The sequence below is a fragment of the Microbispora sitophila genome (assembly GCF_014892245.1).
Taxonomy (GTDB): Bacteria; Actinomycetota; Actinomycetes; order Streptosporangiales; family Streptosporangiaceae; genus Microbispora; species Microbispora siamensis.
The window spans coordinates 117,090-132,641 of record NZ_JADBGC010000008.1 but is presented as its reverse complement, the minus strand read 5'-3'; the positions used below and the strand labels follow the sequence as shown (position 1 = coordinate 132,641).

The 15,552-nt window shown below is 73.5% G+C and carries 21 protein-coding genes; 16 read left to right on the top strand and 5 right to left on the bottom strand.

Annotated features, from left to right (window positions below; genetic code table 11):
- Positions 1 to 5 precede the first annotated feature (5 nt).
- From IL992_RS16530 to IL992_RS16470, 13 genes are all read left to right on the top strand, one after another.
- A complete protein-coding gene (locus tag IL992_RS16530) occupies positions 6 to 1,445 on the top strand; it encodes an SRPBCC family protein (protein ID WP_193204237.1) in 1,440 nt (479 codons plus the stop codon).
- 78 nt (positions 1,446 to 1,523) lie between these two features.
- Entirely contained in the window at positions 1,524 to 1,937 is a 414-nt protein-coding gene (gvpJ, locus tag IL992_RS16525) for a gas vesicle protein GvpJ (protein WP_193204236.1), read from the top strand.
- Between the two features lies 1 nt (position 1,938).
- Entirely contained in the window at positions 1,939 to 2,730 is a 792-nt protein-coding gene (locus IL992_RS16520; protein WP_193204235.1) for a GvpL/GvpF family gas vesicle protein, read from the top strand.
- 18 nt (positions 2,731 to 2,748) lie between these two features.
- Positions 2,749 to 2,982 (top strand): gas vesicle protein GvpG, encoded by a 234-nt coding sequence (locus IL992_RS16515; RefSeq protein WP_193204234.1) that lies wholly within the window; start codon positions 2,749 to 2,751, stop codon positions 2,980 to 2,982.
- A 6-nt stretch (positions 2,983 to 2,988) separates the two neighbouring features.
- Positions 2,989 to 3,435 (top strand): gas vesicle protein GvpO, encoded by a 447-nt coding sequence (gene gvpO / locus IL992_RS16510; RefSeq protein ID WP_193204233.1) that lies wholly within the window; start codon positions 2,989 to 2,991, stop codon positions 3,433 to 3,435.
- The gene (gene gvpJ, locus IL992_RS46240; protein ID WP_226873133.1) at positions 3,432 to 4,028 is read left to right on the top strand and encodes a gas vesicle protein; all 597 of its coding nucleotides are present in this window, start codon (positions 3,432 to 3,434) and stop codon (positions 4,026 to 4,028) included. Before gvpO ends, gvpJ (IL992_RS46240) begins: the two co-directional genes overlap by 4 nt.
- Positions 4,021 to 4,998: a GvpL/GvpF family gas vesicle protein gene (locus tag IL992_RS16500; protein WP_319018598.1), complete on the top strand. Its 978-nt coding sequence runs from the start codon at positions 4,021 to 4,023 to the stop codon at positions 4,996 to 4,998. The genes gvpJ (IL992_RS46240) and IL992_RS16500 overlap by 8 nt, the downstream gene beginning before the upstream one ends.
- A complete protein-coding gene (locus tag IL992_RS16495; protein ID WP_193204232.1) occupies positions 4,995 to 5,300 on the top strand; it encodes a gas vesicle protein in 306 nt (101 codons plus the stop codon). The genes IL992_RS16500 and IL992_RS16495 overlap by 4 nt, the downstream gene beginning before the upstream one ends.
- Positions 5,287 to 5,721 carry a gas vesicle protein K gene (locus IL992_RS16490; RefSeq protein ID WP_226873131.1) on the top strand — a complete coding sequence of 145 codons (435 nt, stop codon included), beginning with the start codon at positions 5,287 to 5,289 and terminating at the stop codon, positions 5,719 to 5,721. Before IL992_RS16495 ends, IL992_RS16490 begins: the two co-directional genes overlap by 14 nt.
- Before the next feature lie 68 nt (positions 5,722 to 5,789).
- A complete protein-coding gene (locus IL992_RS16485; protein WP_193204231.1) occupies positions 5,790 to 6,026 on the top strand; it encodes a hypothetical protein in 237 nt (78 codons plus the stop codon).
- 51 nt (positions 6,027 to 6,077) lie between these two features.
- The gene (locus IL992_RS16480) at positions 6,078 to 6,815 is read left to right on the top strand and encodes a class I SAM-dependent DNA methyltransferase (protein ID WP_193204230.1); all 738 of its coding nucleotides are present in this window, start codon (positions 6,078 to 6,080) and stop codon (positions 6,813 to 6,815) included.
- The gene (locus IL992_RS16475) at positions 6,815 to 7,822 is read left to right on the top strand and encodes an iron-containing redox enzyme family protein (protein WP_193204229.1); all 1,008 of its coding nucleotides are present in this window, start codon (positions 6,815 to 6,817) and stop codon (positions 7,820 to 7,822) included. Before IL992_RS16480 ends, IL992_RS16475 begins: the two co-directional genes overlap by 1 nt.
- A complete protein-coding gene (locus tag IL992_RS16470) occupies positions 7,819 to 8,829 on the top strand; it encodes a glycosyltransferase (protein WP_193204228.1) in 1,011 nt (336 codons plus the stop codon). Before IL992_RS16475 ends, IL992_RS16470 begins: the two co-directional genes overlap by 4 nt.
- A 61-nt stretch (positions 8,830 to 8,890) precedes the next feature.
- Here IL992_RS16470 and IL992_RS16465 read toward each other — a convergent pair whose 3' ends face one another.
- The gene (locus IL992_RS16465) at positions 8,891 to 9,133 is read right to left on the bottom strand and encodes a CDGSH iron-sulfur domain-containing protein (RefSeq protein ID WP_226873127.1); all 243 of its coding nucleotides are present in this window, start codon (positions 9,131 to 9,133) and stop codon (positions 8,891 to 8,893) included.
- A gap of 55 nt (positions 9,134 to 9,188) precedes the next feature.
- A complete protein-coding gene (locus IL992_RS16460) occupies positions 9,189 to 9,629 on the bottom strand; it encodes a hypothetical protein (protein ID WP_193204227.1) in 441 nt (146 codons plus the stop codon).
- Here IL992_RS16460 and IL992_RS16455 point away from each other — a divergent pair.
- The 3 genes from IL992_RS16455 to IL992_RS16445 all read left to right on the top strand — a co-directional run bounded on the left by IL992_RS16455 (position 9,616) and on the right by IL992_RS16445 (position 10,866).
- Positions 9,616 to 10,254: a hypothetical protein gene (locus IL992_RS16455; protein ID WP_193204226.1), complete on the top strand. Its 639-nt coding sequence runs from the start codon at positions 9,616 to 9,618 to the stop codon at positions 10,252 to 10,254. The two genes, IL992_RS16460 and IL992_RS16455, sit on opposite strands and share 14 nt — an antisense overlap.
- A gap of 87 nt (positions 10,255 to 10,341) precedes the next feature.
- Positions 10,342 to 10,581 (top strand): hypothetical protein, encoded by a 240-nt coding sequence (locus IL992_RS16450; protein WP_193204225.1) that lies wholly within the window; start codon positions 10,342 to 10,344, stop codon positions 10,579 to 10,581.
- 147 nt (positions 10,582 to 10,728) lie between these two features.
- Positions 10,729 to 10,866: a hypothetical protein gene (locus IL992_RS16445; RefSeq protein ID WP_193204224.1), complete on the top strand. Its 138-nt coding sequence runs from the start codon at positions 10,729 to 10,731 to the stop codon at positions 10,864 to 10,866.
- A gap of 317 nt (positions 10,867 to 11,183) precedes the next feature.
- On the opposite strand, the gene IL992_RS16440 is transcribed toward IL992_RS16445, so the two are convergent.
- Genes IL992_RS16440 through IL992_RS16430 form a run of 3 tightly spaced genes read right to left on the bottom strand, consistent with a single transcriptional unit; the run spans position 11,184 to position 15,193 of the window.
- Positions 11,184 to 11,936: a hypothetical protein gene (locus IL992_RS16440; RefSeq protein WP_193204223.1), complete on the bottom strand. Its 753-nt coding sequence runs from the start codon at positions 11,934 to 11,936 to the stop codon at positions 11,184 to 11,186.
- Complete coding sequence (locus tag IL992_RS16435; protein ID WP_193204222.1) at positions 11,936 to 12,916, bottom strand: MinD/ParA family ATP-binding protein; 981 nt, start codon at positions 12,914 to 12,916, stop codon at positions 11,936 to 11,938. The genes IL992_RS16440 and IL992_RS16435 overlap by 1 nt, the downstream gene beginning before the upstream one ends.
- Before the next feature lie 39 nt (positions 12,917 to 12,955).
- Entirely contained in the window at positions 12,956 to 15,193 is a 2,238-nt protein-coding gene (locus IL992_RS16430; protein ID WP_193204221.1) for a collagen-like triple helix repeat-containing protein, read from the bottom strand.
- Positions 15,194 to 15,552: the final 359 nt, after the last annotated feature.

Genomic DNA, 15,552 nt, shown 5'->3' with positions numbered 1-15,552 from the left:
GACCGATGACCGAACAGACGCGGGAACGAACGCAGGGCACACGGGCGCCGGACGAAGGGGCGCTGCCCACGCAGCGGCTCGGGCAGGAGTTCCAGAACCTCGCCACGGCCGTGGCCGAGCGCGCGTTGTCGCGGGTCGCCGAGAAGATCGACGGCCTGGCCGGCCGTCTCACCGACTACGTGGAGCACGGCGGCTCCGGGCTGTTCAGCGCGCTCACCGGCAAAGAGGGCGGCGGACGGGAGGCGCTCGGCGGGCTGCTCCGCGGTGTCACCCGCGGCCGGGACGCCCGAGGGCTGCTCAAGTCGGCCGCCGACCGGCTCGGCGCGACGGGCGGCGGCGGCCTGCTCGGCGCTCTCACCAGCGCTCTCACCGAGGACGGCGGGGGCGGCCATCCCGTACGCGCGGCCCTCATGGCGTACGGCAAGGAGAAGATCAAGGGCCTGTTCGGCGGGGGCGGCGGCGGAGGCAAGGGCCGCAAGGGCAAGAAGCTCAAGGTCACCAACATCATCGAATCGCTCGACATCGGCGCGCCGCTCCGCCTGGTCTACAACCAGTGGACGCAGTTCGAGGACTTCCCGAGCTTCATGAAGAAGGTCGAGACCGTCGAGCAGAAGTCCGACGAGAAGCTCGGGTGGAAGGCGCAGGTCTTCTGGTCCCACCGCACGTGGGAGTCGACGATCGTCGAGCAGGTCCCCGACAGCAGGATCATCTGGCGGTCGCAGGGCCCGAAGGGCTTCCCGGACGGCTCGGTGACCTTCCACGAGATCACTCCCGAGCTGACCCGGGTCCTGCTCGTCGTCGAGTATCACCCGCAGGGTTTCTTCGAGCGCGTCGGCAACCTGTGGCGGGCCCAGGGCCGCCGGGTCCGGCTCGAGTTCAAGCACTTCAAGCGGCACGTCATGACCAACGCCCTGCTGCGTCCCGACGAGATCGAGGGCTGGCGGGGCGAGATCCGCGACAGCGAGGTCGTCAAGGACCACGAGACGGCGCTGCGCGAGGAGCGCGAACGCGAGGGCCGCGAGCGGGGCGAGGAGGCCCCCGAGGAGCGCGCGGAAGCCGAAGAAGGCGAGGAGTTCGAGGAGCCCGAGGAGTTCGAGGAGGAGGTTCCCGAAGAAGGGGGCGCCGAGGAGGAGCCGTACGAGGAGGAAGAAGAGGAGCCCGAGCGGGCGCGCAGGCCCGCCTATGCGGGCGCCCAGGCGGGCGGCCGGGCCAGGCCGCCGGTCACCCGGAGGCGCGGGGACGAGTCCGCGGAGCGCGGCACGCGGGCGCCGGTCAGGCGGCGCGAAGCGGAGGCCGAGCGGAGCGAGGGCGAACAGCCCCGGAGGGGCGAGCAGGGCCGCAGGGGCGAGGAGTCCGAGGAGACGGGCGAGGCCCACGCAAGGGCGCGGGAGGAGCAGCCGGTGCGTCGCCGCCCCCTGGTCCGGCGCCGCCGTCCCCCCGAATAGAACAGCCGCCCGCGCGCCGAATGGCGGGGGCGGGGCGAGTAACCGCAGACACGACAAGGAAGCAAGGAGGGGAAGCGCATGACGGTAGCCGTTCCACCGGCGGGTGGCGGCGGATTGCCGGGCCGGTCGTCGGGATCGGGCCTGGCCGACGTCATTGACACGATCCTGGACAAGGGCCTCGTGATCGACGCCTACGTACGGGTCTCACTGGTCGGCATCGAGATTCTGACCATCGACGTGCGTGTCGTCGTCGCGAGCGTCGACACCTATCTCCGGTTCGCCGAGGCGGTGAACCGGCTGGACCTGGCGTCACAGCAGCAGGGGCTGCCCGACCTCCTGTCGAGTGCGCCCCAGAAGATCGCCCACGGCAAGTCCAAGGGCGTGGCCCAGGGCGTGCTGGAGGCGGCCGGAGAGAAGCTGCAGGACCTCATGGCGAGCTACGCGGAGGAACCCGCCCCGCGTACCCGCCGGCGTCGACGGGAGGAGGACTGAGATGACCGGCTCCACCAGGCAGTCCGGGGCGGGCGACCAGGCCGAGGCTCCCCCGCGCAACACCGCGTGCTACGTCTACGGCATCCTCCCGGAGGACGTGGAGATCAGCGAGGACGCCGTCGGGGTGGGCGATCCTCCGGGCAGGGTCACAATCATCAGGCACGGTGAGATCGCCGCCCTGGTGAGCGACGTCGACGTGGACCGCCCCCTCGGCCGCGCGCAGGACCTGGTGGCCCACGAGCAGTTGCTCGACGAGGCCGCGGCCGAGGTGCCCGTGCTTCCCCTGCGGTTCGGCGCCGTGATGACCACGCCGGAAGCGGTCGTGGAGGAGCTGCTGGCCCCGCACCACGACTCGTTCGCGGCCGCGCTGAAGCAGATCGAGGGCCGGACCCAGTTCGTGCTCAAGGCGCGGTACGCCGAGCAGCCGGTGCTGGTCGAGGTGCTGACGGAGAACGCCGAGGCCAGACAGCTGCGCGACCGGATCAGGCAGTTGCCGGAAGAGGTGACGCGTAACGAGCGGATCCGCCTCGGCGAGCTGATCACGCAGATCATCGCCGCGAAACGGGAGGCCGACACCCGGGCGGTCGTCGAACGCTTCGAGCCCGTCACCGTCGCCGCGGCGGTCCGGGACCCCAGCCACGAACGGGACGCCGCGCACGTCGCGTTCCTCGTGGAGAACGACCGCCAGGCCGACTTCGAACGCGCGGTCGGGGAGCTGCGCTCCGAGTGGGGAGACCGGGTCGAGGTCCGCATGCTCGGGCCGATGGCGCCGTACGACTTCGTCACCACCTGAGTATGAGGGGAGGCCGCCGTGGGACTGATCAGCCTGTTGTTCACCTGGCCGCTCGCCCCTGTCCACGGCGTCATCCGGCTGGGTGAGCTGATCCAGCAGCAGGTCGAGCATGAGCTGAGGGATCCGGCGGCGGTCCGGCGGCGGCTGGAGGCCATCGAGGAGGCCAGGCGCGCGGGCCAGATCTCCGAAGAGGAGGAGGCCCAGGCCGTGGAAGAGATCCTCAGGCTCATGAGCGGCCCGCGGAGGGGGTGATCGTCCATGCCTCCCCGGCGGAGAGCCCGTTACGACGAGGACGCCGCGCCGTACGGGCGGCGGGCCTCCTCGGGCATGCCCGTCGAGGAGGACGGGCCGTACGACGAGTCCGAGGGCGAAGACGAGGACGAGCGTTGGGATGAGCGCAGGGATGAGCGCGGCGCCGAGCCGCGCCGGCGCCGGGCCGCGCTGAACGCGGTCTCCGCCGGACGGCTCGGCCTGCGCTTCATCGCGGATCTGACCTCCAAGGAAACGGAGGGGGTCACGTCGGTGGAACCCGTGGAGAACGGCTGGCTGGTGGACGTCGAGGTCGTCGAGGACCGCAGGATCCCGTCCACCAGCGACATGCTGTCGATCTACGAGTGCCAGGTGGACGACGAGGGGAACCTCATGTCCTACCGGCGCACCCGGACCTACCGGCGCGGCACGGGCGCCTACGGCGGTGGGCTATGACCGATCCCCGCTCGCGTCCCGTCCTGCGCGAGTCGTACGCGCCGCCGGCCGTCATGGGACGGGAGTCGACCAACCTGGGCGACATCCTGGAACGCGTGCTCGACCGGGGCATCGTGATCGCCGGCGACATCCGGGTGAACCTGCTGGAGATCGAGCTGCTGACCATCAAGCTGCGGCTGGTCATCGCCTCGGTCGACACCGCGCGGGAGATCGGCATCGACTGGTGGGAGCGCGACCCGTGGCTCAGCGGCAGGGACCGCGAACTGGTCGAGGAGAACCGCCGGCTCCGCGAGCGCCTGGGCGCGGTCGAGGAGCGCCTGCTCGCCTGGGAGGAGCGGACGGAACTCGAACCGGGCGAGCGGGCGGTTGAGCGGCGCGGCGACCGTGCGGACGAACGGCCGGGCGAGCGCACGGGTGAGCGTGCGGTTGAGCGGCGCGGCGAGCGTGCGAGAGAAGGCATGGGTGAGCGGCGCGGCGAGCATGCGGACGAGCGACCGGTTGAACGCGCGGGTGAGCGGCGCGGCGACCGTCAGGCCGAGGAACGCGCCCGGCGGCTCGGCCGGCCTCCCGGAACGGAGCCCGGCCGTGAGTGAGAACCACCCCGCCGCTCCCATCACCCCGCCGCAGAAGGCGCGCGCCCCTGGCGGCCCGCGCGATGCGCACGAGACGCGGGGCGGCGACCTTCGCGCGGCCCGTGAGACCGCCACCCCGGGCGCCCTCGAACCGCGGGGCGCCGACCCTGGCGCGGCCCGTGAGACCGCCACCCCGGGTGGTCCCGGCGCGGGGGTCTACCTGTACGCGGTGACGTCCGGCGGGGAGCCCCCTCGTGACCTGCGCGGCGTCATGGACGGCCTGGTGCGGCCCGTGCCGCACGGCGGGCTCGTGGCCCACGTCAGCGACGTGCCCCTCGACCGGTTCGGCGAGGAACCGCTGCGCCGCTCGCTGGAGGACCTCGACTGGGTGGAGGGAGTCGCCCGCGCCCACCACCGGGTCGTCGAGGCGCTGGCGGCGGCCGGGCCGACCGCCCCCGTGCGCCTGGTGACCGTCTACACCGGCGAGGAGCAGGTCCGCGACCTCCTCGACCGGCGGCACGACGACTTCGCGGAGATCCTGTCGCATGTCGCGGGACGGCGGGAGTGGGGCGTCAAGGCATACCTGCGGCGGGACACGCCACCCCCCTCCCCGGCGCCCGCGGCCACCCCCCGGGCCGGTGGCGACAGCCCCGGCATGGCCTACCTGCGCCGGAAGAAGGAGAACCTGCGCGGCAGGGAGGACCTGTGGCGCGCCGCAGCCGAGCGGGCCGAGCGGTTGCACGCCGACCTGGGACAGCTCGCCGTGGCGAGCCGCCGCCACCGCCCGCAGGACCCCCAGCTGTCCGGGCGGAGCGAGTCGATGGTGCTCAACGGCGCCTACCTGGTCGATCCGGCCCGCGAGGAGGAGTTCGCCGCGGTGATCGGCGGCTACCGCGACCGGTTCCTGGACGTCGAGCTCACCGGCCCGTGGGCGCCCTACTCCTTCACCTCCATCGACCTCGGGGCGGGCCGTGCCGGGGGCGTGCGATGACGCCCGGCGGGACCCCGGCGTACGTGCCGGAGCGGCCGCGGGGCGCCTCCCTCGCCGCCGAGGGCCGCCTGCCGCCCGAGCGCGTGGCGCTCGTCGACCTGCTCGACCGGCTGCTCGCGGGCGGCGTGGTGATCACCGGCGACATCGTGCTGTCGATCGCCGACATCGACCTCGTCCGCATCTCCCTGCGGGCGCTGCTCGGCTCCGTACGCGGCACCGAGCCGTTCGACCCGCTCGGCGAGCCGTACGCGGGGACGGACGACCTCGGCGGCAGGAGGGAGATCGAGGATGACCGGTGGTGAGGCCGGGAGCGCTCCGCGGGACACCGGGGCGGGGCCGTGGCGGATGGACGTGGAGACCGAGGCGGGCGGCCCGGATCGGTGGGAGCAGGATCGGTGGGAGCAGGACCAGTGGGAGCGGAGCGCGGAACCCGGAAGGGGCAGCCCCTGGCGGCTGAACACCGACCCGGACGCGGTGCGGCGCGACCTGAGCCGTCTCGTGCTGACGCTCGTCGAACTGGTGCGCCAGCTGGTGGAACGGCAGGCCATCCGGCGGATGGACCAGGGCGACCTGTCCGACGAGCAGGTCGAGACCCTCGGCCTGACGCTGATGCGTCTGGAGGAGGCCATGACCGAGTTGTGTGAGCGGTTCGACATCTCGCCGTCCGACCTCAACCTCGACCTGGGGCCCCTCGGCACGCTGCTGCCCACAGACGCGCCGTGAGCGCGGACGTGTACGGCCAGGTCGCAGGGGTAGGCGGAGGAAGTCGATCGGGGCCGGAAGGAAATGTCATGAGTGTCGTCGGCCGGGACGAGGTCCGTGCGCTGCTGGAGTCGCCGTCGCCCGACGCGACGCTGGTGCTGGTGGGCGGGCGGTGCGAGGTCGTGCCGGAGTCGCGCGCCGAGGGCCTGGTGATCGCCAGCCGGCGCGACCTGGAGAGCCAGGTGGGAGGCGGCCCGCTGGACGACCGGCGGCTCGGCGAGCTCGCGGACCGGCTCGACACGGTCGCCCGCGACCTGGGGGCGTGACGGGCCGACCGGCGGCCCCATGGCGCGTGCCGGTCGTGTGGGGGGGAACGTATGGGGGAGTTCGATGCGTCCGCGTACGGGCGGGCGATCGCGGACATCTACGACGAGATGGTGGAGTACCTGCCCACCGGTCCGGCGGTCGAGCGCGTCTTCCGGCTCGCCGAGGGAGGGCCCGTCCTGGAGTTCGGGATCGGCACCGGCAGGCTGGCGCTCCCCCTCGCCGCCCGCGGCCTGGCCGTGGCGGGCGTCGACGGGTCGCCCGACATGGTGGCGATCCTGCGGGACAAACCCGGCGGTGACCGCATCCCGGTGACCGTGGGCGACTTCTCGGAGGTGCGGGTCGAGGGGCGGTTCGCGCTCGTCCTGCTGGCCTTCAACACCGTCTTCGCGCTGCCCTCCCAGGACGCCCAGGTGAGGTGCTTCCACAACGCGGCGGCCCATCTGCGGCCCGGGGGACGCTTCGTGGTCGAGACGTGGGTGCCGGACCCCGCGGCCTTCCGCGACCGGACGTCGCTGCGGCTGCTGTCGCTCGGCGAGGACGAGGTCGTCGTCGAGGCCGCCCGGCTGAGCCCGGCCGAGCAGTTCATGCACACCACGAAACTGCGGATGACCGCGGACGGTCTGCGGTTGCTGCCGGCAAACCACCGCTACGCCTGGCCGTGCGAGCTGGACCTCATGGCCCGCCTCGCCGGCATGGAGCGGGAGCACCGCTGGGCCGACTGGTCCGGCGCTCCGTTCACCGACGACAGCCGCGGCCACGTGTCCGTCTACCGCCTGCTGGAGAGCTGATGCAGTTGCCCGCGCCCCGAGGCCCGCTCACCGACCGGCTCTTCGCGGAGCTGGCCCGGCCGCCTCACGTTTTCGGCCCGCCGCCGGCCGACGCGTGCGACGGCGAGGACGACGCCCAGCTCGCGCTGTTCGTCTGTTACGAGCTGCACTACCAGGGCTTCGACGGCGTCGACGACCGCTGGGAGTGGAACCCGTCGGTGCTGGCCCTGCGGGAGCGCCTGGAGACGTGGTTCGAGGGGTGGCTGGCCCGGCGCGTGCCCCGCCCGCCCGCTCCGCCGCCGCAGGAGGTGCCCCGGGCCCTGGCGGCGCTGGTGGCGGCCGACGACGGCCCCTCCCTGTCGACGTACCTGCGTGGCAGAGGCGACGCAGGGCAGTTCCGCGAGTTCGTCATCCACCGGTCGATCTACCAGCTCAAGGAGGCCGACCCCCACACGTGGGGGATCCCGCGCCTGCTCGGACGGTCCAAGGCCGCGCTGGTGGAGATCCAGTCCGACGAGTACGGCGGGGGCAGGCCGGAGCGCATGCACGCCGAGCTGTTCCGCGCGACCATGCGGGGGCTCGGGCTCGACGACTCCTACGGCGCCTACCTGGGCAGCGTCCCCGGCGTGACGCTCGCGATCAGCAACGTCATGTCGCTGTTCGGGCTGCACCGCCACCACCGGGGCGCGCTCCTCGGGCACCTCGCGGCGTTCGAGATGACCTCGTCGCTCCCCAACCGCCGCTACAGCCAGGGCCTGCGGCGGCTGGGCGGCGACGCCGACGCGCGCCGCTACTACGACGAGCACGTGCAGGCCGACGCCGTGCACGAGCAGATCGCCGCGCACGACATGTGCGGCGCGTTCGCCGCCGAGCACCCCGGCCTGACCGGCGACGTCCTCTACGGCGCCGCCTGCGCGCTGGCCCTCGACCGGATCTTCGCGGAGCATCTGCTGGGCCGCTGGAGGGAGGGGCGCACCTCCCTGTGGAAGGCGGAGTGGCGGGCCGACGCCGAGGTGACGGTGCGATGACCGCGCTCGGCCGCCGCCCGCCCGAATCGGGCCGTACGACGGCGGAGATCGACTACGTACTTCCGCTGCGCTGGCACGACGACGCAGGGCTGGCGGAGCTGACCGGCTACCTGCGCGGCCTGGCCCGGCACGCCCGGATCGTGGTGGTCGACGGCTCGCCGTCGCCGCTGTTCGAACGGCACGCGCGCCTGTGGCGCGGCATCGCCGAGCACGTGCGGCCCGACGACGACCTGACGGTCGCCAACGGCAAGGTGGCCGGCGTGCTCACCGGCATGCGCCGCGCCCGGAGCGAGCACGTCGTCATCGCCGACGACGACGTGCGCTACGACGCGGACGCGCTCGCCCGGGTCCACGCCCTGCTCGGCCACGCCGACCTCGTCCGCCCGCAGAACCACTTCCACCCGCTCCCCTGGCACGCCCGCTGGGACACCGCCCGCACCCTGCTCAACCGCGGCCTCGGGGCGGACTATCCGGGGACCTTCGGCGTACGCCGCTCGTCGTTCGAGAAGATGGGCGGCTACGACGGCGACGTGCTGTTCGAGAACCTGGAACTCATCCGCACGGTCCGCGCCCACGGCGGCCGGGAGGCCCGCCCGCTCGACCTGTATGTGCGGCGCCTGCCGCCCGACACTCGCCGGTTCTGGTCACAGCGGGTCCGGCAGGCGTACGACGACCTGGCGCAGCCCGCGCGGATGGCGATCTTCCTCGCCGTCCTTCCCTGCGTGGGCGCGGCTCTGTGGCGACGCCGACCGGAGTTGATCGCGGCGGGCGCGGCGGCGGCGGTCGGCCTGGCGGAGATCGGACGCCGCCGCGCCGGGGGCCGCCGGGTCTTCCCCGCCACCGCCGGCCTGTTCGCGCCGGTCTGGGTGCTCGAACGCGCCACCTGCAGCTGGGCGGCCCTGGCCGCCAGGTTCGCGCTCGGCGGCGTGCTGTACGCGGGGCGGCGCCTGCGGGTCGCCGCGCACTCGACGCGGCGGCTCCGCCGCCGGGCACTCGCGACGGGGTAGGCAGACCGGGTAGGCGTGGCTGTTCTCGGATGAGGCAGTGGGCCGGCGGCCGGGGCATCGGTCAGCCGGGCGGGTCGGGCTCGCTCGTCGCACGGAAGCCGACCGCTTTGTGGGAGCCGTCGCAGAACGGCTTGGTCGAGGACCTGCCGCAGCGGCACAGTGCCACCGTGGCCCTGCCCGGGTCGATGCGCCGCCCGTCCTGCGTCACGAGCGTGAACGGCCCGCGCACCAGCAGCGGGCCGTCCTCGCAGGGCGTCACCGTGACCGCCGTCACCGTGGCCGGGTCCTCCGCCATGTGCTCCATGGGGTGCAGCCTGCCCGGGACGGTGACGGCATAACACGTGGTCAGCGGCGTAGGGTCAGTCCCATCTCGCGCAGTGGGCGGAGGGGCTGAAGGCCCAGCACCCGGCCCGCTCCGCGGCCGGTTCGTCCGCCGCGAGCGCGAACCCGGCGAACGGCCCGCTGAACGCGCCGGGGACGCCGGACGGACTGGGCGAGCCCGACTTCACGCTCGGCGGGGCGAAGGCCCACCGCGGCGTCGCCGTCCCGCCCGTCTGCCCGCCGCCGCCCAGGAGGGGATTGGAGCGCGGGCCGGAGAACTCGTGGGAGTGCCCCGACGTGCGGCTCCGCCAGGGCGCCAGGCTCCAGCAGGCGGCCGTGCCGTCGTCCCCGCATCGAACATGCGTATGGGCGACCAGCGGCGGCAGCGGCAGGTATCCCGGGATCACGATCGGCGTGGCCGGCGGCTGCCCGTCCGCGGGAGGCTGCACCGCCGCCGTACGGCCGGTGAGCGACGGCACGGGGGTCACCCACGTCGGACCGCCCGGAGACGTCGGCACGGCCGTGGCGCCGGTCGTCGGCGTCACTGCCGGGAAGGCCGTCCGTGCCGGCGTCGCCGTACCGGCCGCCCTGGGGACGGCGGACGGAGTGGCGGCGGGAAGCGCGGTCGAGGTGACGGCCCCGCTCGGCTTGGGCTCCGGAGGCTGCTGCGACGGCTTGTGCGTCGGCCTCTCGCTCGACGTCGGCTTGGCCGTGGGCTTCGGCTTCGGAGTGGCCTTGGCCGTGGGGATCGGCTTCGAGCTGGGCTTGGCGGTGGGGGTCGGCTTCGGGCTGGGCTTGGCCGTCGGCTTCTCCGTCGCTTTGTCCGTGGGCTTTCCTGTGGGCTTGTCTGTCGGTTTCTCCGTGGCCGTGGGGCTCGGGTTGCTGCTCGCCGTGGAGCCCGGGCTGGACGAGACGCTCACCGAGACGGTCGCGTTCGGGCTGGCCTGCGGCGTCGCGGTCGCGGTGGGCGCGCTGCTCGCTGTGGGCGCGGTGCTGCCGCTCGCGGCAGGTGCGGGAGTGGAGGCGGCGACGCCCTGTGCCTGCGCCCCCGGTGTCGCGGTCGCGGTGGACGCGCTGCTCGCGGTCGCCGCCGGCGCGCCCTGAGCGGTCTGGCCGGGAGCCGCGGTCGCGGCGCCTCCGGCCGTCGACTCCGGAGTCGAGGCGGCGCCCGGCCCGCCGTTCGGCCCCGCCTTGCCCTGCCCGATCGGCGCGGACAGGGCCTTCGTCATGGGGCCGCTGCTCGCGGTGGGAGCGGGCCCCTGCGGAGCCGACGGCGAGGACACGGGCGGTGTCGCCGTACCACCTGGCGTGTACGGCGAGGGAGTGGCCGGAGGCGGCGGGGCGGAGCCCTCGACGTGGCCGTTGCCGCCGGTGTGGCGCGAGGTGCCGGTCGGCCGGTCGCCCGTGGTGTGGCCGGAATCGCGGCTGTGATCACGGGAGCCGGGGGTTGTCCGGTCGCCCACGCGGCTCCGGTCCTCCGGGTTCGGGTAACGCGACTCGTGGGCCGTCCGATCCCCGGTGGAGGTGCCGCCCGAACCGGCGCCGAGGGTGACATCGGACGACCCGGGAGACGATCCGGTGGACTCGTGTGACTTCCCCGACGGACCGTCGGGACTGCCGGAGGAGGGGCTGTCGGAGGAGGGACTGCCGGAAGAGTCATGGGCCGTGCCGGACGAGCCTCCGGAGGAACCGGAGCCGTCCTTGTTCACCGCCTGAGTGTCAGGCGCGGCACCGCCCGGTGCGTTCGCGGGGCCGTCGTCCGCGCTGTCACTCGAGCCGACTGAGCCGCCCGACGACGAGGAATCCGATGAGGAATCCGATGAGGCGTCCGCGGGGTCGTTGGAGGTGGGCGCGGCCAGGGGGGCGGCGCCTTCTATCGGTGGTGGGGCGTCCAGGCCGGGCTCGGCCACGGCGGCCCAGGGCTGCGCGACGACGGCGCCGCCGGTGGCGGATACCGCGGCCAGGAGCAGGCCGGAGACCAGGGTGGCGCGCCGGGAGGACATTCGGGGGGTCATTGAGGGCTCTTCCTCGATCTAGGGAGTGGGCCGGGGACCGATGAGGGACTTCCAGCCCGCCGCGGCGAACTCGGGCGTCCCGGGGAGAGCGGCTGCGGGTACGGACGGAGGCGTCGGGTCGGGGATGTTCACCCAGTCGCCCTTGTCCGCACCGCGCATATCGGGTTTCCACGCCATCAGCAGACTCATGGCGTAGGGACTGGAGTAGACGGGCCGGGTGGCACCGGCGCCCGTGGTCGCCGTCACCTGCACGAGGACGGAGACCTGCACCTGCTCCTCGGAGCGGACCTTCCATTGGACGCCGATCGTCTGCGTCCGCAGAGCCGCCCCGGCGGGGAGGTTGCCTTCGGGGGGAAGGCCGAGGGTCTCCCGCCAGCCGCGTACGGCGTCGCGAGCACCCTCGCGCGCCGCCTCACGCTGGTCCGGCGGGGCGTACAGCGCGGCCGCCTGTTCCGCCTGGCCGACGTCGAGCGTCCAGGCGGCCTCCAGGGCGGCGGCCGCGGCGGACGCCGCCCCGATCTCGGTGCGGGGGAAGCCGACGGGATAGCCTCCGTCGCCCTCGTGACCGGCGGGCGCCGCCAGCGCGACGGACGGCGCGGCGACGCGCGCCGGCGTGGATGGCGCCTCGGTGTGCCGGGTCTGCAGCACGATCACCGCGACGGCGATGACGGTGACGACCCCCGCGATGGCGACGATCAGGTGCCGGGGATCCCACCGCCGCGGCGGTCCCAGGTCCCAGTCGAGCGCCGGGTCGGGGATGACCGGTCCCACTACTTGCTCCGGTCTGGCCGCTGTGAGAACGCCTGCCCGGCGGCCGCGGCGAGGCGCAGGTACGCGCCGCGGGTGGTGGGCCGCAGCCTCGCCAGGTCGACCTCCGCGCCCTCCTTCAGATGCGAGTCGAACGGCACCCGCACGACCGTGCGGCAGCGTCCGGCGAAGTGGCGTTCGAGCAGGTCGACGTCCACGTGTGACTTCGGCTCGACCGCGTTCAGCACGACGATGGCGTTCTTGACGAGGTGGCCGTGGCCGTGCGCGGTGAGCCAGTCGAGGGTCGCGGCGGCCGAGCTCGCGCCATCCACCGCGACCATGGTGACCAGCACGATCTGGTCGGCGAGCTCCAGCGTGGCGCCCATGGCGCCGTGCAGGAGCCCGGTGCCGCAGTCGGTGATGCAGATCGAGTAGTAGCGCTCGATCAGATTGGCGACCGTACGGTAGTCCTCGGCGTTGAACGCCTCGCTGACGGCCGGGTCGGTGTCGGAGGCGAGCACCTCCAGCCGGGCGGACGACTGCGAGGTGAACGCGCGAGCGTCGGCGTATCTGACGATGTGCGGCGCCTCGGCCAGCAGCGTCCGGATCGTCGCCGCGGTCTCTGACTTGACCTTGATGCCGAGCGTCCCCCGGTCGGGGTTGGCGTCGATGGCGATCACCCGGTCACCGCGCAGCGAGGCCAGCGTGTTGCCCAGCGCCGCCGTCGTCGTGGTCTTTCCCACCCCGCCCTTGAGGCTCATGACCGCGATCCTGTGGTGACCGCTGGCGACGGGTGTCTGGGCCTGGGCGATCAGCGTGCGCCGTTCCAGCTCCGCGGCCGACTCCGACGGGATGATCCGGCCGCCGGAGAGCTGGTAGACGAGCCGCCGCCAGCCGCCGGTGGGCTCGATACGGCGGTTGGTCAACAAGTGTTCGGCCGTGAGAGGCACGCTCTCCGGGAACTGCTCGGCGGGCGTGGGCACCGAAGTGTGAATCTCGGTCATGGGGGTCCTTTCACCGAGGACGGGAGGAAACGGGGGCGGTCAGCAGGTGCTCCATCGCACGGTGGCGGTGCGTTTGCCCTTCGGGCCATGCAGTTCGAGCGGCGTCGTCATGGGCGAGGGGACCCCGCACCAGTAGCGGACGCGCAACGCGCGCACGGTGAGCACGTCGGTGTGCCCGGGCTTGAGCGTTCCACTGGACGGCTCGACCACCAGGCCGGGAGCCGAAATCCGCCATTTCACGGGCTTTCCAGAGGTCGTCGAGAGAGTGAGGGTGCCCCTCCCGAACGCGTCGAGTGTGACGACGGACGGCGCCTGCACGCCCCAGGCCCCCATCAGGAAGGCACCGGGGGATGCGGGGGTGTCCGGAGCGGCCTGTCCGCCGGGCTGCGCGGCGCCCCCGGCCGCGGTGCCCTGTTGCCCGCCGGGCTGCGCAGTGCCCTGCCCGCCGGGCTGCGCGGTGCCCCCGGCTGTGGCGCCTCCGGCGGCGGTCGCGGTCACCGTGGCCTGCGGCGTGCCCGAGGCCGTACTCGTGGTGCCGCCCACCGCCGCGCCGTCCGTTCGGCCGGCCGAGGGGTTCGCGCCCGTCCCCGTGGGGTTGGCGGACGCCTGCGCGACGCTCGCCTCCAGCGACCCCTTCTGCGATTGGGGGGCGGGAGCGAAGAGGTTGATTCCCGTCACGGTCCCGGCGGCCCCCGCGATGACGACGATGACGATCCGTAACGCGGTCGCCCGAAGCAGCGTGCCGACCCGGGCCAGGACCTCGATGATCCTGATCTGCGCACCGGCGACCGGCCGGTCGCTGAGGTCCACTTTTCCGGCCGCGTCGGCGGCATCGGGGACGTGGGCGGGGGCGGGGACCGCCTCGGCGGCGTGCGCCAGGGCCTCCCTGGCCCTGATCTGCGAGAGCAGCGCGTTGTAAAGCGGCGTGTCCTGCCCCGGCGGCAGTTCGGCGGCCTCTCCGGAAGCCGGGTGCGCCCCCCGCGCCGCCCCGGCCGCGCCCAGGTAGCCGGCCGACCCGGCCGGCCCGGCCGATCCAACCGGCCCGAGCGGCCCGACGGACCCGGGCGAGCCCGCCCGCTGCGACCCAGGCGATCCGGTCGCGCCCCGCGATCCGGGTGATCGGCTCGCGCTCGACGGCCCGGGGAACGGGTTGGGGCGTCGCGTGCCGCGTGACTTCGGCGTCCCCGACGGCCACGGCAGGCTCGGCTGGGTGTCCTCCTGGGAGAAGGCCCGCACCGGGCGCTCCGGCAGTTCGGGCCCGGCATCCGCCGCGGCGCCGGCAGGGCGCGGCGTTTCCGGCTGCGCGGGCGGGAGCAGGCGGCCAGGTCCCGTGTCCTCGCGGTCCTCCCTGTCCTCCCGGGATGGCGGGCGGGACTCCTCACGAGAGACGACCGGAGACAGGCCGGAGTCGGGCGGCGCCGACGGCGGGACGGCCGGAGACGACGCGGGAAGCGCCGGTGCGGGGGCGGCAGGAGCGGGCGCGGTGCCCACGGGAGCGGACAGCGGCATGCCGAACGACGAGGGAGGCCGGTGGCCCGTCTGCTCCGCCGGAGCGGGCCGGGCTCTGTTCAGGGCGTCCAGGAGTCGCTGCCTGGTCTCGGGCGTGAGATCGGCGACCGGGGGGCGGGAGAGGATCTGCGGAACGGTGTATCGGATGTTGATGGGCCGCTTGCACACCACGCACGTCACGATGTGCCGGAGCAACGCCGTACGGGCGGCGCCGAAGTCGGCCGCCTCGCCGCGCTCGTCGGGGAAGACGGCGGCGGCCAGCGGGCCGATCTCCGGGCAGATCGGGCGGCCCCGGGCGAGGCCGTCCAGCCCGCTCACGAGGATCTCCACCACGTCCTGGGTACGCGCGATGAGCCTGCCGGCCTCCTTCAGCGGCAGGGCGAGCACGTACACGAGATCCCGCAACGGGAGTTCGTGGCGGTAGAGCAGAAGCAGCGTCTCCGCGCCCAGGGGGTCCGCCAGGCGCCAGGCGCGCCGCACCGCGAGGTGGTCGGGCCCGCCGGGGCCGGGTCCGGGCAGGAATCCCCGCCCCGGGCCGGTGGCGACCTCACGGCGCAGCGCGGACAGCAGCCAGGCCCGGTCTGAAACGTTCCCGGGCCGTTCGCGGGCGGCGCACGACTCCAGCGCGGCGATCACCGCCGCGAGCATGGGGCCGGACTCGAGGTGCCCCGAGGCGTAGTCGACGAGATGGGCGCCGTGCTCGTCCACCCATGCCATCCCCCGGCCGGGGTCGAGCGTCACATCCCCGGCGGGCGGATTCATGCGCACCGGATCAGGGTGAGGATGACGACGGCGTCATGTTCGGCCAGAGCATCACTGCGACTTAGGCTTCGCACTTGCCTAACAGGAAAACTTGATGCATACCGATACATAGAACGAGATCTTAGACTGACTGCGTTGTGTTGGGAAGGAAAAGAACCAGAGAAATCCTGAGTTGAGGATAAGCCGCAAATAACACCGATATGGTCATCCGAAAGGGGCCCAGTCGCGGTGCCGTTATCGTCTCCCGACTTGTCTGGAGAAGTTGCGGATCATACCGACCTCCCCACTTCAGTATCCGGATGACCTGGCCTTTCATTCTGTTTCCACGCATCGGACGCACTCGGCGGCGACAGAGTTTCCGCGCC